We start from the raw sequence: 24,903 nt of genomic DNA, 5'->3' as shown, positions 1-24,903 counted from the left end.
TTATTATTAAAAAGAAAAATATTCCATCATGTTTCTTTAATGTTTTTATTCTAATATTTATTTAACGATAATATCACAAAAACTTAAAGGTTTTTGATTATTTTTTTGTTGCACAATCGTCTAAAAAACAAGGTTTTAAGTGAGGTTTTCGGTATATTTTTTAGATTTCAAACCCGAGTGAGCTATCCAAGCAAGGGCTAAAATAATATGAAAAACAGCCGCAATGGCTGGGGCTTGTAAATTAAAGTCAACGGTCATATGAATTAACATACCAATAATTGCCATAGCCGTGGCAAATCCAACACCTTGTAGCATCTTGCTGTTTCGATGTTTTATCGCTCTAAATGCATGTATCAGGGTAACAATGATCAATAACGCCAACCACATTGTGGCAGGAATTCCGTATTCGATAGTAAATTGCAAATAGTCATTATGGGCATGGTCAAAAAATGCCTTTATATCACTGCCTTTAACCATCTCAAAGGTACTGTAATAACTGCCACCGCCAGTACCGGTTTCTGGAAATAACTTTATTAACTCGACACTGTACTCGTTAACATTCCCCCGTATTTCAGTTTCAACACGAGTATTTTCAATACGCTCTTGGACTTTATCAATGCCAAAGTAGGAGCCTAAAATTACCGCATCAATAAAAAATATGCTGATCAGTAATACGAATAAGCTTTTACTTTTATCCCGCATTAACCACAACGCCATCAAACCACTTATTGATAAGGCGATAAAGAATGCGGCATTGCCCATTCGTGAACGAGATAACACAATGGCTATCACCATAATCGCGAGCGCGATCCGTAACGTTACTTTGCCTGATAGAAGCATTCTCAAAAAATGAGTAACATGCGCTCGACCAGCTCGAACTTTCCCTTTATTTAACATGGCCACTAAATACCCCATGCCAATGGATAATGACAACATCAAAAAGTTTGCAAAATGATTTCTATAAACAAAGCTACCATTAGCAGTATTACTATTGTTGAACTCCCAGAAAAAGCTTTTATCAACACCACTTAACGCCATTATGCTGCCATAAAAAGCCTGCCAGGTACCAATAGCAATAATACAAATTAACAACCACTTTAAGCGATTAAAGTTGTTTATTAACAATAACGTTGACAATAAAAGCAAATAGTAACTTATGCCCTTTAGTGTTGAGATCACGGCTTGTGTTGGATCAAGTGCCAACGTCATCCACGACTCAGTATCGTTTAGAACATAACTGCTTTTGATCAAATAGATATTAGAACTCAATACAGCAACAAGTTGACTTGGAAGCGGTAGTATTTGTATCAGCTGGAATACAATAAAAATCCCCAAGCCAAGTACAATGGGCCAATAAAGACCTAACGTTTGCTTTGTGTAATTTAGCGAATAACTGAGTAGAGTAAGCCCAAATAAAATAAAAATTGACACTTCCATAATCGACCATGCCCAAGGCCTATTTGAACCAAGCGGTATGGGTAACCAAACAAGTAACAGGAGTAGTACGATATACGAGGCATTACTTAGAAAATTATTGGTAATTTGCTTACGGGATTGATTATGCACAGTATTTAATTTGAAGACACACTTTGTTGGCCAGCACCAGGTCCGCCATTACCATTACCACCTCCTAATGTACCGGGAGGCATTGGCGGGCTAAGGTTTAATAGATCCAGTTTTACCGTAAGAGGTTGCTCTTTGTCAACATAGAGTTGTTCTACCAAAGCAGTTTTCACAAGACTATCATCTAGTTGTTCAACACTATCGTTGTGCAGTGGTGTATTGAGCGGTACGGGTGTTGATTCTTGACTTGTTTCAGGGGCAATAGTCTTAATGTTGGGTTGTTTTGTATACGATGCGTTTACATTGGCTCCTCTTACCACATTTGTTGTTGCTGCAATGTCAGAAGTTTCAATCGTATTATTAACAGCCGAAGGGGTTGGCTCTTTCGTTTCTGTGTTTGCTACCGTTTTGGGGGCACTGTTTATTTGGTTTTGTTGTGTATCAACAACACTTGCTGAGTGCTTTCTTACACCTTTTGCTTGCACTGCAGTGTTATTAACTGTTTTAGGATGATCGATGACAGTAGCGACTTCATTATCTGTTAATCGCATTTTAGTATCGGCGGATAATGTTGGGTCATTTTGCTTAAATTTATTTATAGCCGCCCCACTACTAAGCAATAAGAGTAAAATAATAATCGCAGTAACAACTCGTTTCATAGAATTCACCCTTGCTTTAAATTAATTTGCCGACGCTGTGATTTGCGCAGCCCCCGGACCACCATTACCGTTGCCACCGCCAAGCGTTCCAGGAGGAATTGGCGGCGCTAAGTTTAGTATTCGCTGCTGGTCAATATTCTGCAAAGTAGCTGACACTCTGGCCAGCTCAACAATAGGCTGCTCATCATCAAACGTGGTGTGGGTTGCTTTTGTTACTTCAACGTTAGCGACAGCGTTAGATTTGGCAGGTTTTCCGGTTTGTTGTAATTGCTTTTGTAGGGCTAATCGTGCTTCTTCATTCAGCTGTTTGGTGATTTTTTTTTGTTGTTCTTTGGCAAGTTGACGTTGCTGCTTTTTAAGTTTCGCTCTATCTTCTTTGCTTTCATCAAGCAAAATGTCTGAGTAAAAATCTTCATTCGTCGATTCAATCTGATCTGCATTTTCATACAGTTCTGCCTCAAAGGCATAATCACTCATAACACTGTGATTATCTTTAAATGAAGTTACGGCCAACAGTGATGAGGCAAAACAAAGTGGTCCAATAAACGCCGCGGTTCTTATTTTCATATTAGTGTCCGACTCTTAATTGCTAATTAAAAACCATTGCCGTTACTCGCACTATTAAAACGGCGATGACACGGGTGGCTTGGTTTTTTATTTGCACATTGTGCGGATGTCATTGCGTACGATGTTTTTGGGGTCATTAACACAGTTAACCCGATAGGCGTTACTGCAGCCAACTTACCAAATTTTTGGATAAAATCTCGACGAGTTTGCTCACAGGTATCAGCACTATTCTCTGTTTCAGTTATTTTTTTATCTTTCATAACAACATCTACTTGGTAATTTTTATTGTTTTGGTTTGTTGTTTTTCCGACTTTTTCGAGTCGTTACAAAGCCGTTACAATAGAAATTTACCATAGAGCCGCTGTTATTGTAACTGCTTTGTAACGAAGATTTGTAACAGAGGAAGCTTTTAAAGTGAATTTTAGACAAGTTCTAAGCCATTAAAATAAAAGCGATTATTTAATAATTGGCAAAATATGGTTGTATTTACAGAGGGATTTATGTGGCAAAAACCTAAATTTCAGGCGTGCAAAACGGGTAATAAACAGTGCATAAAAAGACAACTAAAACCTCATCAAGCCCACTGTTACACTACTGTTACACTAGCTTACAATTTCAGCAGCACCATCATGATATAGTCGAGAGTAAATTATTTGTTACTGCTATTTTTACATAAAATAAACACCGAAAAGCTCTTACCAATTTGCACTACCAATGTGTGCAAGTTCTGGGTTTGGTCAGTAACAAATTTGTTTCCATTACACAGACAACATATTGAGATGTATTGATGATAAAAAATGCCAAAATAGATTTAACAGGCTTTTGGGAAGTTTTTGCCGGTGATACTGACACGGCTGCTGAAGTTGTGAATATGTTTTCTGATTACGCCCCAATTTTGCTCGATGAAATCGATGTAGCTCTTGAAAACCTCAACTCAGAGGTAATGCTATTAAAGATACATCAACTTAAAGGCACTATCGCTTATTTAGGCTTTAGCGATATCAGTCATTTAATTAAAAGCATTGAAGAAAGCATTAAAGAACGAGGTTTACCAAGCGGTGCTAACGATTATGAACGCTTGAAAGAAGAAATAACGATTCTTGAAGAATGTTTAGTCAAAGAAGTTCTAAAAGAATAGCATTATGAAAGTTTTAATTTTAGAAGATGACCCTATTCAGAACCATATTATTTATACGTATATAAATAATATGAAATCTTGCTCGGCCAAGTCTTTTTTTGATGTGCACAGTTGTTTGTTTGAAATGGCCGTAATTAAAGAGCCATTTATTTTAATTACTGACATTCACTTACATCAAGATTCTGTTGTTAATATTATAAAAGAACTGAAACAATTTGACCTGTTGGCAGGTTTAATCATTGTAAGCGCCCTTGATAATGAAGTCATTCAATCGATAACCCTGCTGGCAAAATTAACTGGGATTGATCAGGTAAAACAATTTCCTAAACCCTTTCACAAAAGCGACTTAATTGAAGCAATTGATGAAATATCGAGTAATTACAGCAATAACTTACTTGAACCAACAGTTATACCTTCGCATCAGTTTAGTAACCACAATACGATGGCTTACTTATTGGATAATAAATTTCAGCCTTACTTTCAACCACAGCTTTGTGCAAAAACCTTGCGAATAACCGGTCTGGAAATATTAGGCAGATTGCAGGTTAAAGGTAAAATTTATCAACCAGATACGTTTATACAACCTCTGATTGATTACCATCAAATAACCCGCTACACGCTTTATATTCTCGATAAAAGTTTAAACTTGCTGAATCAATACAACATAAAAAACTTAACCTTGTCGTTAAATATGGAATACGACAGTTTATGCGAAGCCAATTTTGCCTTTAAGTTATTAAACATATTGAAAAAGCATAATTTTCCATCACATAAATTAATTGTTGAGATGACCGAAAACCGTTCAATATTAACGCAATCGGTGGTGGCCAATCTGGCCGAATTACGTATTGCCAGAGTAAATATTTCGGTCGACGACTACGGAACTGGGCAGTCCGGCATTAAAGAGCTGATTAACTTTCCATTTTCAGAGCTTAAAATCGACCGTTCACAAATCAAAGACATGCTCACCAGTGAAAAAGCCGCCAATGTGGTCAAAGCCATAGCGGCTATGGCAAAAGCATTGAATTTAAATTGTGTTGCCGAAGGCGTAGAAAATCAGCAACAAGTAGACGCATTAAAAGCAATGGGCGTAGACAGATTACAAGGATTTCATTTTTGTAAAGCTGTGCCGTTGTACGAGTTACAGCAAATTGATGAAGACTGGAATTTGCCAATATTAGTATCAATTGAAAGTAGCTATGAGCTTTAGTTATGAAATCTAACAACGTAATTCAACGTATCGATACTAGCCTACAACATGTTTGTTTACTCAACAAAATGGCAGGTGTTTTGTGAAATTAAAAAAGTATTTTTACCTATTACACAGCGTTATTTTTATTTTGTTGGTAAGCAATTTGATCATCAGTTTTTATTATATCGACAAAGTTGAAGATACTGCGAACCTTTACGATAAACGACAAAACTTTCAAAAAATTGCAACAAGGTACCAAGAAAACACCGACAATTTAACGCGTTTAGCGCGCAGTTATGCGGCAACATCTAACCCTAAATACTTGACTAAATTTAATGAATTGCTTGCTGTTCAGCTTGGCGAAGAAGAACGCTCATTAGAAGATTTGTTACCTTATGCTAAAAATACAAAAGTAGAAAATAAGCTAATGCAGCTTGCTGGTCAAAAAATATCTCAAATTGATTTATTAGAGGCTCAAGACTTTAGCATGAGCGAAGCATTGCTATTGAAAAAAGCAGTAATGAGTTCTAATGAGCTTGCTAAAATAGAAAACAAAGCATTTGAGCTGATTAAAGAGCGACAACTGACTCAAGATTCAGAGCATTTTAAAAATGACCCGGCCATAGACTTACTGTTTAGCCAAGAATATGAACATCATAAAGTTACCATAAACTCATACATTGAAAACTTCATCACGCTGGTAAATTCGCGTATTAATAAAGAATACCAAGTTGCTGAAGAGCAACTGTCGTTCTATACCTATTTACTGATTTTTCAAAAAATTTGTATCACCATAGCATTAATTATTAGTGGCATTGTTGTGCTGCAACATATTGCAAAACCGCTGGTGAGCTTAAGTGAAAAAGTCGCCTCGTTTACTCATGATAATTTTGTTCGACACCTTGATATTAAGAGCCCAATTCAAGAGGTGAACTCTTTAACCAATAATTTTAAGTCGTTGTTTACCCGTATTGGGGAATATATCAATGAGCTTAATATGCAGGTTGAAAAATCATCTGTGCTTCGAGAAAAAGCGGAAGTAGCAAACCAAGCCAAAACTGATTTTCTTGCCAACATGAGCCATGAGCTGAGAACCCCGCTAAATGGCTTGATGGGATTACAATATTTGCTTAAAGAAACCCCGTTAAATGACACTCAACAAGAATACGTAGATAAACTAATAGGCTCGTCAAAGTCGTTATTATTTATCATTAATGACATTTTAGATTGGTCTAAAATAGAAGCGGGAAAACTTACTTTTGAAGAGGTTGAAACCAGCACAGAGAAAATGCTTGATGAAGTATTGGGATTAACTTACTTACAAGCATTTGATAAAAAACTGAAATTTAGCTGTGAAATAGCGGACACCGTGCCACAAATGATCAAAGTTGATGCAAATAGGATCAAACAAATATTACTGAACCTTATTAATAATGCCGTTAAATTTACCAACAAAGGCCAAGTAGAGGTAACCGTTGGTTATGAGCAAAACTTGGGCGAAAATTTTATCGTTTTCAATATTAAAGATACCGGTGTTGGAATTGATAAAGCATTGTTAGAAAATATTTTCACACCGTTTGATCAAGGTGACAATTCCACTACTCGCAAATTTGGCGGCAGCGGTTTAGGTCTGGCCATTTCGAAAAAACTGGCCACCAGCATGCAAGGCAACTTAGCAATCAGTAGTGATAAAGGCATTGGTACCGTTTGTACACTGTCTTTACCTATCCATGAACAAAGTGTCTCTACGTTTGCTGATGTAAAGATTGAAAAAGTTCCTGTTTTCGATGTTATAAGCTCGCCTGCAATAGACGATTACAAAGTGGTTCAATTACTGGAAAAACTAGGTATTCAAAGTAATCGCTTGAGCCTATCTCAGGCAATAACAGATACTCCTAACGAAGATAAAAGCAAAGCAACTGAATTGTTAATGTACGTTAATAATGAAACGAATATAAACAGCGTATCTCTTAGGCAGCTACACAATAGCTACTCGAAAATACACTTTTTATGGGATCAAAAAATTGCTAAGCAACATGAAGATAGCAGAACTACTCATAACTATGTTCAGCTGCCGTTGCTACCAAATAAGTTTTTAAAAGCACTACAGCCAAAACCATCCGGAAGTCAGTTACCAGAGAAAAATGATGGTCATTGGACTCATTACGACCTTAGCAACATAAACATATTACTCGCTGAAGACGTTAAATTAAATCAGTTGGTTGCGAAACAAATTATTGCAAAACGTAATGGCAAGGTCGACATAGCTAATAACGGTATTGAAGCCATTTCAATGTTATATAAAAAGCATTATGACGTTATTTTAATGGATTTACATATGCCTGAAATGGACGGTTATGAAGCGACCATGCGCATTCGAAAACAAAGAGACTGGGATAATATTAGCATTATTGGATTGACCGCTGATATTAAGGAAACAACAAAGGATTTATGTTTAGAAATTGGCATGAACAGCTTTTTAGCAAAACCATTCAATCCTGATGAACTGATGCGAGAAATTAACCAGCATTGTGTCCCCACATCTCTAAAGCAAGCAAATGAGGGCTTATTATGATTGCTGAAAATACTTTACCCGTCACGAATACCAGCGTACTGATTGTTGAAGACGATAAAATTGTATCATTTACCTTAAAGCGCCAATTGGAAACGCAAGGTTTTATTGTTCATCAAGCGTTTAAAGGCGACGCGGTAGATAGAATGGTGATACGTCATACTCCAGATTGTATATTACTTGATATTGGTTTACCCAATATTAATGGTTATGACGTTTGCGTAAAATTACGTGAATACTACAAAGGCCCTATTATCTTTTTAACCGGCAATGACACCGACGATGCCGAACTTAAAGGCTTACAAATAGGTGCTGATGATTTTATTGCCAAAAGTCGCTCTTTCAAAGTGATTTTGGCCAGGATCACGCGGTTATTGGAAGCTAAGCATACCGAATCTGATGCGAATAAATCATTTCACTTGGGCGCGCTTAACTTCAATAAACACTTGCATTTATGTGAATTTGATAACGAAGAAATTGCACTGACCAATGATGAATTTGAGTTGCTTTATTATTTGCTTATCCATAAAGATAGCATTGTTTCAAGAGATCAAGTATATCAAACACTTAAAGGCATAAGTTACAACGGCGTAAGTCGTGGTATGGACGTAAGCATTTCACGCCTTAAAGCCAAACTGGTACGTGCTGGAATCAGCCCTGACGTTATAAAAACAGTTCGTTCTAAGGGATATCGTTTATCGACTCAATCTCTAATAGAAGCAAAGCTATAGAGCTGCTGTTTTAATGATGTTTAAATTTTGTAAGTTTCATGCTCTATCAGCAATGTTAGTGGCAACAATCATAGGCTTTGGTGTTTATACGTTGGTTGTTGTGAATCAATCGTCTCGCTTGTTAGAAAGATTCTATGACCATCCTTTTACCGTGTCTAAGTCATCACATTCTATTGTGTACCACATTGCCGAAATCAAACATCTAATTTATCGGCAAACCGTTATTACAGATGATAAACAAAATGTTATTCCAAGAATAAATCAGTTAGAACAGGACATTGTTAAACAGTTTGACGTGATTTTTAAACAGTTTTTGGGTGATAAAAAAGACATTGAAGAGGTCTACCAATCGTATTCTAAATGGTTTCCCGTTGTTGAACATATTCCAAACATTGAAAACATCCAGGACAAAAACTGGTTACTAAACAACAAAGCTGAATTAGATACGCTTTTTCTAAATATCGAAAACACCGAGCAAGAAGTTAAAGACTTTTATGTCTTTGCGTTCTCCAAGGCCAATGAATTTAGACAAACGTCTGCAACAGCCCAACAACATGCTGTTGTATTTTCGTTCATTACAACCCTATTTATTTTACTGTTAATTGCCGCTACTTTTTATACATATAATAGACGTATGTTGGCGATAAAACGTGAGAAAAATGAACTGCAAGGTTTGGTAAATCAATACGTTATGGTTGCCGAACTAGATGTGGATGGCAAAGTAGAAAGAGCATCTGATGCATTGTGTCATTACATTGAAAAAACTGAACAGGAATTGCTAGGGCAACCCTCGCACTTTTTCGACCTGTCACCTACTCGTGAACAAATTGAGCAAAAGATTTGGTCGGTGATAAATAGTGGCAATATGTGGCATGGTGAAATTCGTCGATATAATAATGCCGGAAAACTGCAATGGTTAACGTCAAGAATTCAGCCCATATTTTCTCGTGATGATAAAATACGCGGCTTTACCAATGTCCTTATTGACAGCACCAACAAACAAATATCGTTAATTGATCCGCTTACCAGCTTGCCTAATCGAAGAAGCTATGAGCAGTGTATAGTGAGCTTTTTAGAAACATCCAAGCAGTACCAGTTGCCTATTGGATTAGCCATTTTAGATATTGATTACTTTAAAAAATACAATGACAACTATGGCCACCCGCAAGGTGATAAAGCGTTAGTAACAGTAGCAAGTTGCCTACAACAATGTTTGCTGGATACCGAACACGAAGTGTTTCGATTAGGCGGTGAAGAATTTGCTATTTTGGTTAAAAACTTCACCTATGATGAAACAGAGTTTTGGTTGAATGACTTAAGAAAACACATCCAACAACTGGGCATTGTGCATGAGTTCAGCGCTAAAGATAAATTTTTAACCGTCTCTATTGGTTGCCACTTTAAAAGCAATATTATTGATATGAGTGATGAAGAAATTTACCTATGCGCAGATAAAGCGCTGTACTTAGCTAAATTAGAGCGTAACAGTGTATTTATCAGTAAATAGTATTAAAGGGTTCGTTTTGGCTTTCTAAATATCACTAACAATATAATACTGACGACAACGAAAAAGACCAAAATTAAATAGAGAAAACGGGTCGAATGCACTTCTAAATGCGACTCTGCACTTAACCACCTATCCATAATGTCTTTTCGTTGTTGCTCAGATATTTCAGCAATGGCGTTATTAATTACCGGCAATAAGTGTTTATTTTGATGTGAGATTAACGCTCGTACATCCATAACAATTGGTGATATGCCACCAATTTCAATATTACTATACGCCATGTTATTAATGCGATACAGGATCACCGGTAAAACATCAGCAACGGCAAACACTTTTCCTTGGTTTAATAGCTCTAAGCCTTCATAGGTTGTCGAAACTTCAATAATGCTTATTTCAGGGTATTTATCTTTTATAAGGTAATAAGCATTGTAGTTTTTTCCAATGGCAATTTTTTTACCTGCCAGGGTTGAAAAGTCCTCGACAAACTCAGTACCTTTTTGAGTTGCAATAGCGATTGGCACATGAGTAAACGGCTCACTTAATAGTCCGATTTTTTCCCATTCCCCAACCATAATACTGTTACCTAAAGTGATATCAGCCCCATTGGTTTCAACAGCTTGCAATACATCGGTCCAGTATGGCTGACGTTCAATGCTATAACTTAGCTCAGCCTTTGCCATTATTAATTGAGTAAAGTCAGGGATAATACCTACAACGTCGCCTTTATCATTAGCAAAGTTAAACGGTTGCCAGTTTCCGGCTAAGGCAACAGTTAAATGCGGCAGCTTTTGGGAAGTTACCTCTTGCTCAAAGTTTTGCTTTTCAGTTTGTTGAGATTGCTGGGCATACATCAATGGCGAGAAAACAATTAAGATCAATATGACTGTGCAGTTTAAGTGTTTACTCATATGATGAAGAGTCCATGATCTGAATATATTAAAGAGGAAAGTTAGATTAAAAAAGTATAGCTGACATTTTCAGCTTTTTTTCTAACTGGTTGTTTCCCCATTATATTCAGACTAGAAACAAATTAACTGTTAATAAGTGAAAGAGTTTTGTCAAAAAAGTAAGTTTTTTAGTTGGAAAGTGTGCTGTGAGTATTAAAGGCCTCACACTAGGGAAAAAACATGTCATACCTGGCTTTTCCGGGCATCTATAGAAAAGGCCACTTGTTAGTATCTAATCAAGTGACCCCATATTTTCATCTAGCTACAGATCATTCGCTAAACTGAGCTTATATATTAAGTTTAGAATAAATACCGTAAATTAAAAATGCAATACACATCCAAAAGGTAACAGCTTGTATTGCTAAAATTCCTTTGATTTTATTATCCTTAAGAGAAATAAACCTAAATAAACCAACATAACCAATGATATATGTCATCTTATTAGCATCAGTCCAATAATGCACTGGTGAACCTAATGACTCATGTTCTTTTGGGTGGCTTTTTTTTAATAAATAAATACCAATTGCATCACAAATCAACATAGTAATTAACGAAACAAAAAAACAATTATTCATATTTATCTCTCGCATCCACATTCTGTTTCAAAAGCATCCGTCACCGATGACTCTCCTAAAGTAAAATCAGTCCAGCTAGCATCAACACCAACAACAAGACCGCTTGATGCACTATATGCTTGACCTATTTGAATAGTCGATACCCCATATCCCAAAAGAGCAGCTACACTAACCCCTGAATATGAAAAGTCACCTATTAAATTAATAGGCTTGGCCGTTGGGTATGGGTCATTTAACTCGATTTTTGAAGCCATTATAGACCAAGGGAACCCGGCTGTTGTACCGCCGGCTTTAAAACTCACCTTAACATTCCAACGTTTTCCTTCATTACAATCAGAAGTCAATATGGCACGACCGGCAATACCGCCTACGATTTCTCCACCTGCAACAGCTTCTATTCTCCCCTTCCACCTTGCAAGCCCTAACGGATCTGTATACATCAACGGATTGCCACCAACATACCCAAAGGTATTCATCCCTCCATTTAATCCTATCGGATCACTTTGTAAGTAACGGCCAGTGGTTGGATCATAGTCACGGTAGTAATTGTAGTGTAGCCCACTTTCGCCATCATAGTATTGGCCAGGAAAGCGTTTATTGTAGTCAAAAGTAGTACCATCTAAATCTACATCATTGTTTGCTAACCCTTTACCGAATGGATCAGATTGCCATTGCCAAACCTCAGTTTTGTCTTGTTTAGTGATGGCTCTTGGCGTGTTTAGATGGTCACTATGAACATAGAACAGTTCACTTCCTGCAGTTTTATGCTTTATAACTGCGATTGGCATATTACCTAAATAAATATGTTCATCGGTGACGATGCCGCTGACATCCATTTCGGCAAGTAATTGACCATTTATACCGTAAACAAATGTTTTTATATCAGTGTTTAGCAGTAATGCTTTTTGAACCCGTTGCCCTAAGCCATTATATTTATACTGAGCAACATTGGCTATTTGACTCAGTTGATTATAAGGCGTGTATTGTAATGTTTGACCATTACGATTTAACCGATTACCGTTAGCGTCATTGTTAACGATTAACGTATTAATGCTGGTAATAATATTGCTGTTTATTGCAATGCCATACTGTGTTTGTATGCTGTTTTCAGTAAAGGTTAAACGATTGCTATTTTTATCATAGCTGTAATCTAGATCTCCTAGGTTGGTACTCGCGCTTGCTAACCTATTCAAAGCATCATAACTGTATTGGTTTGTCGATTGACTAATTATGTTTGCTGCACCATCAAAGCTGTGCAGTAAATTCAACGGACCATTAGTTAAGCTTGTCACTCTTCCAGCTAAATCATAGGTGTTATTTAGTGCGAGCCCATTAGCGAAATTCAAGTTTGTTAGTAAACCACTAAATGTGTATTCTGCACCGTTAATAATATTTTGCGTATTGCCGTTTTGCGTTAAATCCACGGTTTGAACATTACCCGCATTATCATAACTGTAACTGACAACACTACCACTTGGGTAAGTAATATCTTTAATTCGACCTTGTAAATCGTAACTATAACTTACTGTGGTTGTGATACTTCCTATATTCTGAGTTTGAGACGCTAACTCACCAAAACCGTTGTAGGAATAACTTACTTCAGTATTTCCTTTAAGTACCCTGCAAAGTTTACCTATACCGTTGCTACATACATCATAAAAATAACTGACGTCTTCACTTGTTCCTAAAGTGTCGGTTAATAGTAAGCGATTGTAGGCATCATATTGATAATTAAATGTTTGCTGCTTAGCATCAACAGCAGTAAGTCGGTTACCAGCTGAATCATAAGTGAATAACCACTTACCTCTATCAGGGCTGTTCTCACTTAATAAATTACCTAAATCATCAAACTCATACTCCGTTGTATTACCATTAGCGTCGGTTAAATGTGTTTGATTATTGTGAACATCATAGTTAATCAAATTTTGACTGTTTGTGGTTGATTGTTCAGCGCCGTTAGTGTCATTACTTATGGTAGTTAAACGCTTAAGATCATCGTATGTGTATTTGTTAACCACATTATTGCCGTCTGTTTGTTGTATTAAACGCCCATCGGCAGCATGAACTGATTTAACTATTTGGTTTGCAGAGATTTGCTGACTGATGTTGTTATAACTATCGAAAACTGTGGCGATTTGTTGCTGTAAAACAGCCTTGTTATCGTATACATTTTCAGCAACAACATTATTATTTGCATCAAATTCAAACTCAATATAATCACCAAGACTGTTACTAACCCTGATTAATCGCTGAGTGTTATCGTAGGCCAAATTAATTGTAGTTGCATTATCACTGCCATAACCTGTTGTAATTGATTCAATTTGTTTTGTTGAGGTGTAAGTAAAAAATGTTGTCCTACTAATGTTATTGGCTGTTCTGGTATGCGTTTCTAAGGTGTCATCGTAGGAATAATATGTATTATCAACCTTTAAACCGTTGGCTGTTGTATATGACGATAGACTGCCATTGGATTTAAATTTCATATTAGTTTTCAAAACACTACCATCAGGGCCAATAACGTCTTTTAAACTAGCAGGAACAAATGAAGTAGCATCTAAAGGATGGTAATTGAAGTGATAGCTATCATCTACATCAATTCGAGCACCGTCAATACGACTTACTTGCCCGAGAGGGCCATTATATTCATAACTAATAACTCGCTCTAATGGCGTACCATTTAACTCATAGCCTTGTTCTCGCTGTTGAAGTAAATGACCACTATCATCGTAGGTTAAATGGCTTATTTTATAACCCACACTCACAGAGGGTCGTTTAATATGAGTAACTCTGTTCGGAAATCTTGGATCATAGGTATAATCAGTTCTACGTTCATCTTCGCTACCATAAGCTTCTATTACAAAACCTGGGTTTCCATTGCTATCGTAATTACCAAAAGTGGTAGTTATGCCATCTACAGTTTTAGAAAGAATATTATTGGTTTGATGATCATAAGTAAAAGATTTGGATTTTTCTTCGCCGGAATCACACGTGGGTCCATCTACATTAGTTAATAACCCCAAGCCTAGCTGTGCAGTCGCTAACAGTTCAGTAGTTTTACCATCAGCATGAGTGACCGTTCGACTGCCATCCATGTGGTATTGAATATTGACCTGATTTAACCCGTTACCATTAAAACTGCTAATTGCCTGCCTTTTGTCGTTGTATTTCCAAGTAGAAACTCTGTCACCATTTTCATCCGTAATTCCACTTAACAAAGAAACGTAATTTGCATCTTCATAATGATACCTTTTAGAGCTGACATTATCTTGAACGAAGCTAAGCATGCCACTATTACTTTCATAGTACCGATAGTAATTGTCAAACGATCCAAATACACGCTTAATTTTGTCATCGGAATTATATTCAAAGCTTAGGCGTGACCTGTTAGGACTATAAACGTATTGCAACTTACCATCATCTAGATATTCTAAGGTGTATACATTTCCATCAATATGAGTGATTGATTCTAACTGCCCTTGTTGATTATAAACTTCAACAATATTTTGCTCTGTTGTATAACGCCACTTTTTTGAAGCCAGCGTTAATTGGCTACGAACATCGGCATGCACGGGATACCAGCTTTTTCGGTCTTGATAAAAACTTACCACTTGCCCATTATCACGATATAGTTTTGCTACTGTTTTTTCTAAGCCGTTAACTTCTTCAGTCGTTGACGTAATGTAACGTGAGTAGGAATGCGACCATTTCAGCCCGAAACCAGACGACGAGTTGCTGTGGCTATTGTAATAACGAATAAACTCTAACGGCATAAACCCTTTACCTTGGTAGTCAATTTCTTGTTGAAATTTATTACCTGTTATTACGTTTATAGGATTACCAACTAAAGCATCACATTGTTTAGGCTTTCCAAGATTCCGACCAGGCTCAAGCAATTCAGTGAGTATATCTTCTTCTTTGTTCGGATCTTTTCCCTCTTTTACTGTAACTTGAAATTCAATGGGACTTTCTGGCGCCCAATAGCTTGTCGCTTTTATTATGTAGGTGCCGTGATTACTACCTGACTCAAAAAATACCCTGGCAATTCCATTAAAATTGGTGGTTGCTTCAATGCTATTAATTTTTGAACCAGTAAAGCCCTCTTTATAATAATAATTTAAACCGCCACTTGCTTTACCTTTGGGCCTTTGTATAACTTCAAAAGTAACAAGTTTATTAGGAGTACCAGAAACATGGTCATAATCGATAAGTTTTAAAGCTAAGGGTTCGTCAGAATTATCATTTTCATAAACGGTTAAATTAACACCTTTGGTTATTTGCATTTCACGGCCTCTAACTTCAAATGGCTCTGAAGATATTAGTGTTTCAACGCCATCTGAAGAGTCGTAAGTTTCAACCCTCCAGAGGCCAATTTCATCAGCAACAAAAGCAGGAGCTTCAATTGTTCCACCAGGCCTAGTGCAGGAGTAGTATCCAGTCCAGCAAGAGCCTGTCCATCTTGTAGAATCTTCTTTACTTTTGCTTCCATCGGGGGCAAAGAATCTCCAAATAATTTTTCCTTGTTCTCCTGTTGGCCAACCATTAAGTGAAACTGTTCTAGTGACCCAAGAGTTGATTCGAGCAGGCGATGTTTGAGACACCTTATATTTAGGACGTTTAATCCATTCAAGTCCAGAATTGGCAATTTTGTCTTCATCCTCATAACCATTCAAACTTCCTATTGCTTGGTGATAGGGTTGACCAGCATTAGCTGTAATAGAAAACAAAATGGTAATAAAAATGATTAAACTTAAAAATGGTAGACGTGTAATTGGATGACAAGATCCATAAAAGATTGGGCGCATATCTCCTCCTTGAGATTAAACCTTAAAAATATAAGTAGCCAATAGTATTGGCTTTGTTCACGCAATTCCTTTGCGCTGTAAATCATCATTAAGGCTAGTTTAGAAATTCAGGAATGCAAATTGTTTTAGTTACGAATACATCACTACGTGATTTCGAGTTCGTAGCTTCGCTACTTCGAATACGCTGACGCTTCAATAACTATTTCGAGATTCGGATTACGTCATACCCAACTCCCCCACGTCATGCCCGACTCGTTCGGGTATCCATAAAGAATGGATTACCGCCTCGGCTCTGGCATCCATGCTTCGCCCTACCTCCTCCATCCTTGGAGTCGTCCGCGATAATGACATGAGTCGCTTTTCGACATAGCCTAACTATCCCCCGTCATACCTGACTTGTTCAGGTATCCATGAAACGGTATAGAGACAAATACATTTTGGTTAGGATACGCGATACTTCGATATCTGCTTCGTATCTCGGAATGGAGTGTATTCGTGATAAGCAGCTAAGCATAAAAAAGGCGACCTATTGGTCGCCTTTAAATTTAAGATCCTGAAACAAGTTCAGGACAATGCATACGATTCGAATACACTATCGCTTCGAATATGGTACTTCGTACCTCCGCATACGCTTTGCTTCGATAACTACTGCGGAATGAAATGTATTCGTGATTCGGCTCAGTGTTAAAAATAAAAAAGGCGGCCTATTGGTCGCCTTTAAATTTAAGCTCCTGAAACAAGTTCAGGATAATGCTAACGCATTGATTACCAAATTTTTACGCGTTTTTCAGGAGCGATGTACATTTTATCGCCTTCTTTAACGTCGTATGATTGGTAGAACTCGTCCATATTAGATAATGAGCCAAGCGCACGGTAGTGACCTGGAGAATGACTATCTGTTGCTAAACGTTCACGAGCAGCTTTCTCTGTGTGCTTTTGACGCCATATTTGTGCGTAGCCCATGAAGAAACGTTGATCGCCAGTTAAGCCGTCAATTACTGGAGCTTCAGCACCATTTAAAGAGGTTTTGTAAGCACGGTAAGCGATAGTTAAACCAGATAAGTCACCGATATTCTCACCAAGAGTAAGTTCACCGTTTACGTGTGTGTCTTCGAATGGGAAGTAGCCATTGTATTGCTCAACCAATTGCGCACCACGCTTTTTAAACTCAGCTAAATCTTGCTCAGTCCACCAGTTTTTCATGTTACCTTCAGCGTCGTATTTACTACCTTGGTCATCAAAGCCGTGGCCCATTTCGTGACCAATAACAGCACCAATACCACCATAGTTTACAGCTTCATCCGCTTCTAGGTTAAAGAATGGCGGTTGTAAGATAGCGGCAGGGAATACAATTTCGTTCACTGTTGGGTTGTAGTAAGCGTTAACTGTTTGTGGCGTCATGCCCCATTCCCAAGTGTGGATAGGACCACCAAGTTTTTCAACTGATTTAGCAAAATCTACTTTATCAACATTAATCAAGTTACCAATTAAGTCATCTTTTGAAATAGAAACTGCAGAATAATCTTCCCACTTGTCTGGGTAGCCAATTTTAGGTGTAAAAGCAGCAAGTTTCACACGTGCAGCTTTTTTAGTATCTGCTGACATCCACTCTAGTTCATCAATTGATTCACCGTACGCTGAACGTAGATTTTCAACTAAAGTAACCATTCGTGTTTTAGCACTTGGAGTGAAGTGACGTTTAACGTAAACCTTACCAATAATTTCACCAAGGTTACCGTTGATTAAGCTAACACCACGCTTCCAACGAGGCTTCTGCTCTTGTTGGCCGTTAATTGTTTTGCCATAGAACTCGAAGTTTTGTGCGGCAAGGTCTTCAGATAAAGATGATGCAAAACCACCAACAACTTGCCAGTTTAAGAATGTTTTCCAAGTTTCCATATCAGTGCTTGCAACAAGCTCACCAAACCCTTCAACGAAATCAGGTTGGTTGATAATGATGTTTGCTTGATCTTGTACGCCTAATGCTTCTAACCAAACATTCCAGTTGAAGTTTTCAGTTAGGGTATTTAATTTAGCTGTTTCAAACTTGTTATAGCGAGCTTCACTGTTACGTGTAGCAACACGAGTCCAATGTAATTTAGCCATTTTAGTTTCTAGCGCCATAATTGCGTCAGCAGATGCTTTTGGATTAGCAAGGCCTGCTAATTCAAACATTTTTGCTACGTGAGCAACATATGCAGCACGCATTTCAACAAAACGAGCATCTTCGTTGAAGTAGTAATCGCGATCTGGAAGACCTAAGCCAGAGTGCCATACGTGGCCAGCATAGGTACTAGATTCTTTAGCATCAACCGATACGTAGTAGTATAAAGGTGAGTCTAAGCCCATGATTTGCGCTTTAGCAAAAAATGCGGCTAAGTCATCTTTTGTTTTAAGAGCAGCAACATCAGCTAAAAATGGAGCGATAGGTTTAGCACCTAATTCATTTAATTGCTCAACATTCATAAATGAACGGAATAAGTCAGCCACTTTTTGCTCGTCTGAACCAGCAGTTAAAGTTTCGGCTGCAGCAAGCTCTTCAATGATGGTATTTACGTCTTCGTCAGATTTGTCACGTAAGTCGTAAAAAGAGCCGATAGATGTTTTATCTGCAGGAATAGTATTCGTTTCTTCCCACTTACCATTTACGTATAAGTAAAAGTCATCTTGTGGACGTACGTTTTCGTCCATGTTAGCGCGGTCTATACCTGACGCTAATGCAGTTTTTTGAGTTTGAATGTCAGCCGCTGGCTCTGCTGTTTTTGCAGATTCATTACAACCTGCTAAAAGTAGAAGTGACGAGCAAACAACGCCCGTTAATAAAGATTTCATGTTTTCTTCCCGAATATTTTATTTTTACTTCAATGGTCTTAACGCCATTAAAACTTTAGAATTATTTCGATCATGATACTACGAGGAATTAAAGTGAATATCTAGTGTAAAGCGGCAAGATTAATGATTTGTTACAAGTTTAATTGCACAAGTGTAAGGTTTTATTGGCAAGTTAACTTCATTTTTACAAGCAATAGCCAATTGCTTACGTTTTACAAAAAAAAAGACGCCTTTCGACGCCTATGGATGTTTAAGTCGGTTTGGTTAACTAAATGATTAAATATTACTTTAGAGATAAAGTTAACCGTTAAATGTGCGAGCATTTAAAATTTAATAGTGGGAGTACATAAAGCAAATTTTAAGCCACTTAAAACTAATTTATTGATAACAGTTACTTAACGAACACTGCATGTTAACTAAATAGTTTATTGTAAAGAATATTGACAGAAAACTTACTCTAATACGCCTGCTTCGATAGTTGCTTCGGAATACATTGGCTTCGATAACTACTTCGTAATTCGGAGTGAAACGTATTCGTTACTTAGTTATGTATCCGTTTTCAGTTAAATAATTCACAATCTGCAACGCGCATTGTTCAATACTTTGGTCTGCGGTTTTTACATGGATCTCTGGGTTTACAGGAATGTCATAAGTTGAATCAATACCGGTAAAGTCTTTGATTTCACCTGCTCGTGCCATCTTATAAAGCCCTTTTGGATCACGTTGCTCACAAATTTCTATTGGCGTGTCGATATACACTTCAATGAACTCGCCCTGCTCCAGCATATCTCTGGCCATATTACGGTCTGACTGGAATGGGGAAATAAAAGCCGTGCTACAAATTAGTCCTGAATCGACAAACAATTTACCCACTTGACTTATGCGTCTGATATTTTCGATACGGTCTTCATCGCTAAAGCCTAAATCGCCATTTAATCCGTGACGAACATTGTCACCATCTAATAAATAAGTATGGCTTTGTCGTTGGAATAAAATATCATCAACAGCATTCGCTACTGTAGACTTACCCGAGCCGCTTAAACCGGTATACCAAAGTAAACAAGGCTTTTGGTTTTTCAATTGTGCACGCTCTTGCTTGGTTACAAGGTGAGCATGCCATACTGTATTTTCGGTTTTTTGAGTCATGATAATAATCTTTATTTAAACGGAAATATTAGTGGGATCATATATAACACCACTGCACTATAGGTTATTGATATTGGCAAGCCTACCTTAACAAAATCTTTCAGTCGGTAGTTACCGGCATTGTATACCATTACGTTTGTTTGATAACCATACGGGCTCATAAAGCTGCCGCTGGCACCAAATGCTACCGCCATGATAAATGGCAGTGGATTTGCATCCAAACCAATGGCAATGTTATAAGCAATTGGGAATATCAGCGCTGCTGCAGCATTATTAGTAATTGCTTCAGTTAACAATAAGGTAATTAAGAACACCGCAACAAACGCTATCATCACACTTTTATCTTGTAAAAAACCATGCACAACATCGGCAATTACTTGTGACATACCTGTGCCTTCCAGGGCTGTAGCTAACGTTAATGCGCTGACTACTATTAACCAAATCTCTAACGGAAAACGACGCTTTATTTCATTGATCGATAAACAATTAAACGCAAATAGTGCCGCCATATAAAACATCAAACATTTAAGTAAGGATGCATCAAATAATACCGAAATACTAATCGCACCGATAAAGCCAAACAGAGTAAACTTATCTCGCCAGCCACTCAGCATATCTTCGGGTTCTACACCGGTGAGAATAAAAAAGTTTTTAGTTAAGTTCGTTCGACTGGAGAAGTCATTACCAACGGCAAGTACTAAAAAGTCGCCTGATTGAATGACTAAGTCGCCCAACTTACCCGATAAGGTTGAGCCTTCTCGTCGAATGGCAACTACCGCAGCATCAAATCGAGCCCTAAACCCAGCTTGTTTTAAATTCATGCCTATAATGGCAGAGCCAGGCTTTATTAATACTTCAGTAAGGTTATCTCGTAATAAACCGTCTTGCTCAGCAAACAATTGTAAGCCGTCAAATTGTTGCAGTACAAAAACCTTAGAAATATCACCGGTAAAAATAAGCTTGTCGCCCGGCTGAATGTACTCTTCTGGCGTTACTGGCGAAATTAAATGGCCATGACGAATAATTTCAATTAGAAATAATGAGTCCATGCTACGCAAGCCATTATCTTCGATAGAGAGCCCAATAAGTTTAGACTCAGGCATTACTTCAGCTTCTACAAAGTAATGTTTATCATCTTTTGGATCGGCAGCCGTTTTAGGCAACGCTCTAATGCGGATAAATAATACCAATAAACAGGCACACATAGCTGCTAAACCGACTAAGGTAAAGTCAAAGAACTTTAAGCCAGGTAAGCCTCGTTCAATAAGCATAGAGTTGACAATAAGGTTTGTAGATGTACCAACTAACGTTAATGTGCCGCCTAAAATAGCAGCGTAAGATAGAGGCAGAAGTAGCCGGCCAGGATTAATAAATTTATTATTTTTGATCGGAGAAATTAAAGTAGCAACGACTGCAGTATTATTAAGGATTGCAGACGCAAATGCCGTAGTAAGTAAAGTTTTAGCATATGATGCGGGTACTGATTTAGTGATAAGACGACTGGCTAACAAACGTAAAAAGCTAGTTCGCTCAAAGGCAAAGGAGCAGTTAATTAACAGGATTAAGGTTAATAACCCAGGGTTTATTGCGTTGTTGAATATTTGTTCTGTGGTGACGAAAGATAAAGTAAGGCAGGCCATGGTCGCGGCAGCAAAGACACGCTCAGGGCTATTTTGGTACTTCACTAATCCGATTAATGTGCCAGCAAAAATAGCTAACATCATCCATTGATCAATGCTGAGCATGGAGAACCTTTATATTTTGCTACTAGGAATGAGAAACTAACAGCATAATTTTTATAATTATTTAATAAACATATATCAAACAGGTACGAAATGCGAATACATACTTAGATACGAATACGGCGCTCTGCACCTTCGAATACGTTGCACTCCGAATCTCGAAGTAACTATCGAAGTTAAACGTATTCGAAGCAAAGCGTATCCGAAGCGCTAGCGTATTCGGAACTGCCGTTTATACCGGTTTACAGTTCCACTCAGGGAAATTCTTACGAATGAATGCATTCAACTCCACTTCTGTTGGGCTGTATTGTCTTGCTTCTTCGACAACATCTCCATCAACACTTGTGTGAGTTATCATACCTGCACCAACCGTAACATTGGTTAAACGATCAATAATGACAAATGAACCTGTACCTTCAACTTTGTCATAACCATCAATAACCACAGGGCTATTAGTAGCAATATTACAAGAGGCAATTTCATTGAGCTTCATTTCATCTTCTTGAATGTGCTCTAATGTATTTACATTGATACGATAGTTTATATCGTCAATACGGCCATAGGTGTTTTTAGTACCAATTTTTAATTCGTACTCTTTACCTGGTTGCATGGCGGCATCGCTCATCCAAACTATAGTCGCTACAAATTTATCAGAAACCGTAGCCAACTTATTTGAACGAACAATAACATCGCCGCGTGAAACATCAATTTCGTCATTTAACGTGATAGTAACTGCTTGTCCAACATGAGCAGAATCTAACTCGCCATCGGCAGTGACAATAGCTTTAACAGAAGAAGACTTACCTGAAGGTAATGCGGTAATTACGTCACCAATGTTGATCACACCGCCAGCAATAGTACCGCAAAAACCACGAAAATCTAGATTTGGGCGAGTAACGTACTGCACAGGGAAACGAAAATCTTCAAAGTTTTTATCTGAGTCAATCTTAACTGTATCTAATAAGCCCATTAATGTTGCACCAGGGTACCAATCCATCGTTTCAGAGCGATTTACTACGTTGTCACCTTTTAACGCCGAAATAGGTACAAAACGAATATCATTAAGATTAATTTGCTCAGCAAATTCTCGATATTCAGTTTTAATTTTGCGATATTCGTCTTGGCTGTACTCCACCAAGTCCATTTTATTTACTGCAACAATAATGTGTTTAATGCCTAACAAAGAAGCTATGTAAGAGTGACGTTTAGTTTGTGTTTGTACGCCGTAGCGTGCATCAATCATCACTATAGCTAAGTCACAGTTTGATGCGCCCGTTGCCATATTACGTGTGTATTGCTCATGGCCTGGACAATCGGCAATGATGAATTTGCGCTTTTCAGTAGCAAAATAGCGATACGCTACATCAATAGTAATCCCTTGCTCGCGCTCTGATTGTAAACCATCTACTAATAACGCTAAGTCGAATTCTTCGTTAGTCGTATTGAATTTTTTAGAGTCATTTTTAATTGCGTCTAAATGATCTTCAAAAATTAATTTTGAGTCATGTAACAAACGACCGATAAGTGTTGATTTACCATCATCGACATTACCACACGTTAAAAAGCGTAGCATGTCTTTGTTTTCGTGTACTTTTAAATATTCTTCAATATCATTTTCTAATAAAGCTTGTTCAGTGCTCATTATTCTTTTCCTAGTGTTTAAAACCTAAATGGGTTTTAAAATAAATACTTTTAAAACTGCTAATTCTATTATCAAGTTCCTGAAACAAGTTCAAGAAAAGTGGTATTGAGATATTTAGAAGTAACCTTCCATCTTCTTCTTCTCCATAGAGCCTGATGAGTCGTGATCGATCATTCGGCCTTGGCGTTCAGAGGTTTTGGTTAATAGCATTTCTTGAATAACTTCAGGAAGTGTTGTCGCTTCTGATTCAACGGCACCAGTTAATGGGTAATCACCTAATGTTCTAAAGCGCACCATTTTCATCATTGGCTCTTCACCTTCTTTCAAAGGCATACGTTCATCATCAACCATGATTAATGTGCCGTCACGTTCAACTACAGGACGCTTTGCAGATAAGTATAAAGGTACAATGTCGATATTTTCTAGGTAGATGTACTGCCAGATATCAAGCTCAGTCCAGTTTGATAATGGAAAAACTCGAATACTTTCGCCTTTATTTACTTTACCGTTATAGGTATTCCACAATTCTGGACGTTGGCTTTTTGGATCCCAACGATGATTCTTATCACGGAATGAATATACACGTTCTTTCGCGCGTGATTTTTCTTCATCACGACGAGCCCCACCAAATGCAGCATCGAATTGATGTTTGTCTAAGGCTTGTTTTAAACCTTGAGTTTTCATCACGTCGGTAAATTTAGAGCTGCCGTGGTCAAATGGGTTCATGCCTGCAGCACGACCTTCTTCGTTGGTATGCACAATTAAGTCCACGCCACACTTTTCGGCCATCATGTCGCGAAAAGCGATCATCTCTTTAAACTTAAATGTGGTGTCTACATGCATTAAAGGGAAAGGCGGTTTAGCTGGAAAAAATGCTTTCATAGCTAAATGCAACATTACTGCCGAGTCTTTACCTACAGAGTAAAGCATTACCGGATTATCGAATTCTGCAGCTACTTCCCTGATGATATGGATTGATTCAGCTTCCAGCTGTTTTAAATGTGTTAAATTCATTGGCAACCATTTTTTTAAGTTGATGAAAAATTGAAAAATTTTTAGAGGACGTATTATTCCACAATTGTTCAGTTCTTACTATATTAGTCCATAGCTTTACGATCTGTTAATTAGCTATTAGATATAACAAAAAGGAAGTAATAAACAAATATTAGGAACAAAGTGTTATATATGAATGTCGAATATGCTCTTAACTAAGTAACGAATCACGAATACATTCCATTCCGAATTACGAAGCCGCTTTCAAAGTGGAACGTATTCGAAGCGCTAGAGT

17 protein-coding genes are annotated in these 24,903 nt (G+C 37.6%); 5 read left to right on the top strand and 12 right to left on the bottom strand.

Annotated features, from left to right (window positions below):
* Positions 1-135: 135 nt before the first annotated feature.
* The 4 genes from RI845_RS05645 to RI845_RS05630 form a co-directional block, all read right to left on the bottom strand.
* Positions 136-1,437: an O-antigen ligase family protein gene (locus RI845_RS05645; RefSeq protein WP_348388774.1), complete on the bottom strand. Its 1,302-nt coding sequence runs from the start codon at positions 1,435-1,437 to the stop codon at positions 136-138.
* Positions 1,438-1,571: 134 nt separating this feature from the next.
* A complete protein-coding gene (locus RI845_RS05640) occupies positions 1,572-2,222 on the bottom strand; it encodes a hypothetical protein (protein WP_348388773.1) in 651 nt (216 codons plus the stop codon).
* 21 nt (positions 2,223-2,243) lie between these two features.
* Positions 2,244-2,789, bottom strand: coding sequence for a hypothetical protein (locus tag RI845_RS05635; protein WP_348388772.1), 546 nt, complete (start codon positions 2,787-2,789; stop codon positions 2,244-2,246).
* Positions 2,790-2,815: 26 nt separating this feature from the next.
* Positions 2,816-3,049, bottom strand: a complete 234-nt coding sequence (locus RI845_RS05630; RefSeq protein WP_348388771.1) for a hypothetical protein — start codon at positions 3,047-3,049, stop codon at positions 2,816-2,818.
* Between the two features lie 527 nt (positions 3,050-3,576).
* Between RI845_RS05630 and RI845_RS05625 the strand changes: the two genes are divergently transcribed.
* The 5 genes from RI845_RS05625 to RI845_RS05605 all read left to right on the top strand — a co-directional run bounded on the left by RI845_RS05625 (position 3,577) and on the right by RI845_RS05605 (position 9,929).
* Positions 3,577-3,927 carry an Hpt domain-containing protein gene (locus RI845_RS05625; protein WP_348388770.1) on the top strand — a complete coding sequence of 117 codons (351 nt, stop codon included), beginning with the start codon at positions 3,577-3,579 and terminating at the stop codon, positions 3,925-3,927.
* A 4-nt stretch (positions 3,928-3,931) separates the two neighbouring features.
* A complete protein-coding gene (locus RI845_RS05620; protein ID WP_348388769.1) occupies positions 3,932-5,137 on the top strand; it encodes an EAL domain-containing response regulator in 1,206 nt (401 codons plus the stop codon).
* A gap of 82 nt (positions 5,138-5,219) precedes the next feature.
* Complete coding sequence (locus RI845_RS05615) at positions 5,220-7,694, top strand: ATP-binding protein (protein ID WP_348388768.1); 2,475 nt, start codon at positions 5,220-5,222, stop codon at positions 7,692-7,694.
* On the top strand, positions 7,691-8,422 hold the full coding sequence (locus RI845_RS05610; RefSeq protein ID WP_348388767.1) for a response regulator transcription factor: 732 nt from the start codon (positions 7,691-7,693) through the stop codon (positions 8,420-8,422). Before RI845_RS05615 ends, RI845_RS05610 begins: the two co-directional genes overlap by 4 nt.
* A gap of 13 nt (positions 8,423-8,435) precedes the next feature.
* Positions 8,436-9,929, top strand: coding sequence for a GGDEF domain-containing protein (locus RI845_RS05605; protein ID WP_348388766.1), 1,494 nt, complete (start codon positions 8,436-8,438; stop codon positions 9,927-9,929).
* Between the two features lie 2 nt (positions 9,930-9,931).
* Here RI845_RS05605 and RI845_RS05600 read toward each other — a convergent pair whose 3' ends face one another.
* From RI845_RS05600 to cysD, 8 genes are all read right to left on the bottom strand, one after another.
* Positions 9,932-10,837 (bottom strand): transporter substrate-binding domain-containing protein, encoded by a 906-nt coding sequence (locus tag RI845_RS05600; protein ID WP_348388765.1) that lies wholly within the window; start codon positions 10,835-10,837, stop codon positions 9,932-9,934.
* A 326-nt stretch (positions 10,838-11,163) separates the two neighbouring features.
* Positions 11,164-11,451 (bottom strand): hypothetical protein, encoded by a 288-nt coding sequence (locus tag RI845_RS05595; protein ID WP_348388764.1) that lies wholly within the window; start codon positions 11,449-11,451, stop codon positions 11,164-11,166.
* Positions 11,452-11,453: 2 nt separating this feature from the next.
* Positions 11,454-16,253 carry an RHS repeat-associated core domain-containing protein gene (locus RI845_RS05590; protein ID WP_348388763.1) on the bottom strand — a complete coding sequence of 1,600 codons (4,800 nt, stop codon included), beginning with the start codon at positions 16,251-16,253 and terminating at the stop codon, positions 11,454-11,456.
* A gap of 765 nt (positions 16,254-17,018) precedes the next feature.
* Complete coding sequence (locus tag RI845_RS05585) at positions 17,019-19,085, bottom strand: M13 family metallopeptidase (RefSeq protein ID WP_348388762.1); 2,067 nt, start codon at positions 19,083-19,085, stop codon at positions 17,019-17,021.
* 537 nt (positions 19,086-19,622) lie between these two features.
* Positions 19,623-20,231, bottom strand: coding sequence for an adenylyl-sulfate kinase (gene cysC, locus RI845_RS05580; protein ID WP_348388761.1), 609 nt, complete (start codon positions 20,229-20,231; stop codon positions 19,623-19,625).
* 11 nt (positions 20,232-20,242) lie between these two features.
* Positions 20,243-21,976 carry an SLC13 family permease gene (locus RI845_RS05575; protein ID WP_348388760.1) on the bottom strand — a complete coding sequence of 578 codons (1,734 nt, stop codon included), beginning with the start codon at positions 21,974-21,976 and terminating at the stop codon, positions 20,243-20,245.
* 229 nt (positions 21,977-22,205) lie between these two features.
* Positions 22,206-23,615, bottom strand: a complete 1,410-nt coding sequence (gene cysN, locus RI845_RS05570; protein WP_348388759.1) for a sulfate adenylyltransferase subunit CysN — start codon at positions 23,613-23,615, stop codon at positions 22,206-22,208.
* A gap of 114 nt (positions 23,616-23,729) precedes the next feature.
* Complete coding sequence (cysD, locus tag RI845_RS05565) at positions 23,730-24,629, bottom strand: sulfate adenylyltransferase subunit CysD (protein ID WP_348388758.1); 900 nt, start codon at positions 24,627-24,629, stop codon at positions 23,730-23,732.
* Positions 24,630-24,903: the final 274 nt, after the last annotated feature.

This window comes from Thalassotalea nanhaiensis, assembly GCF_031583575.1.
GTDB lineage: Bacteria > Pseudomonadota > Gammaproteobacteria > Enterobacterales > Alteromonadaceae > Thalassotalea_A > Thalassotalea_A nanhaiensis.
This window is presented reverse-complemented; position numbering and strand designations above follow the sequence as displayed.

Bases quoted from the DNA above. Each gene is read 5' to 3' on its own strand.
- RI845_RS05645 (WP_348388774.1), bottom strand. From the start codon at position 1,437: ATGGAAGTGTCAATTTTTATTTTATTTGGGCTTACTCTACTCAGTTAT.
- RI845_RS05640 (WP_348388773.1), bottom strand. From the start codon at position 2,222: ATGAAACGAGTTGTTACTGCGATTATTATTTTACTCTTATTGCTTAGT.
- RI845_RS05635 (WP_348388772.1), bottom strand. From the start codon at position 2,789: ATGAAAATAAGAACCGCGGCGTTTATTGGACCACTTTGTTTTGCCTCA.
- RI845_RS05630 (WP_348388771.1), bottom strand. From the start codon at position 3,049: ATGAAAGATAAAAAAATAACTGAAACAGAGAATAGTGCTGATACCTGT.
- RI845_RS05625 (WP_348388770.1), top strand. From the start codon at position 3,577: ATGATAAAAAATGCCAAAATAGATTTAACAGGCTTTTGGGAAGTTTTT.
- RI845_RS05620 (WP_348388769.1), top strand. From the start codon at position 3,932: ATGAAAGTTTTAATTTTAGAAGATGACCCTATTCAGAACCATATTATT.
- RI845_RS05610 (WP_348388767.1), top strand. From the start codon at position 7,691: ATGATTGCTGAAAATACTTTACCCGTCACGAATACCAGCGTACTGATT.
- RI845_RS05605 (WP_348388766.1), top strand. From the start codon at position 8,436: ATGATGTTTAAATTTTGTAAGTTTCATGCTCTATCAGCAATGTTAGTG.
- RI845_RS05600 (WP_348388765.1), bottom strand. From the start codon at position 10,837: ATGAGTAAACACTTAAACTGCACAGTCATATTGATCTTAATTGTTTTC.
- RI845_RS05595 (WP_348388764.1), bottom strand. From the start codon at position 11,451: ATGAATAATTGTTTTTTTGTTTCGTTAATTACTATGTTGATTTGTGAT.
- RI845_RS05590 (WP_348388763.1), bottom strand. From the start codon at position 16,253: ATGCGCCCAATCTTTTATGGATCTTGTCATCCAATTACACGTCTACCA.
- RI845_RS05585 (WP_348388762.1), bottom strand. From the start codon at position 19,085: ATGAAATCTTTATTAACGGGCGTTGTTTGCTCGTCACTTCTACTTTTA.
- cysC (WP_348388761.1), bottom strand. From the start codon at position 20,231: ATGACTCAAAAAACCGAAAATACAGTATGGCATGCTCACCTTGTAACC.
- RI845_RS05575 (WP_348388760.1), bottom strand. From the start codon at position 21,976: ATGCTCAGCATTGATCAATGGATGATGTTAGCTATTTTTGCTGGCACA.
- cysN (WP_348388759.1), bottom strand. From the start codon at position 23,615: ATGAGCACTGAACAAGCTTTATTAGAAAATGATATTGAAGAATATTTA.
- cysD (WP_348388758.1), bottom strand. From the start codon at position 24,629: ATGAATTTAACACATTTAAAACAGCTGGAAGCTGAATCAATCCATATC.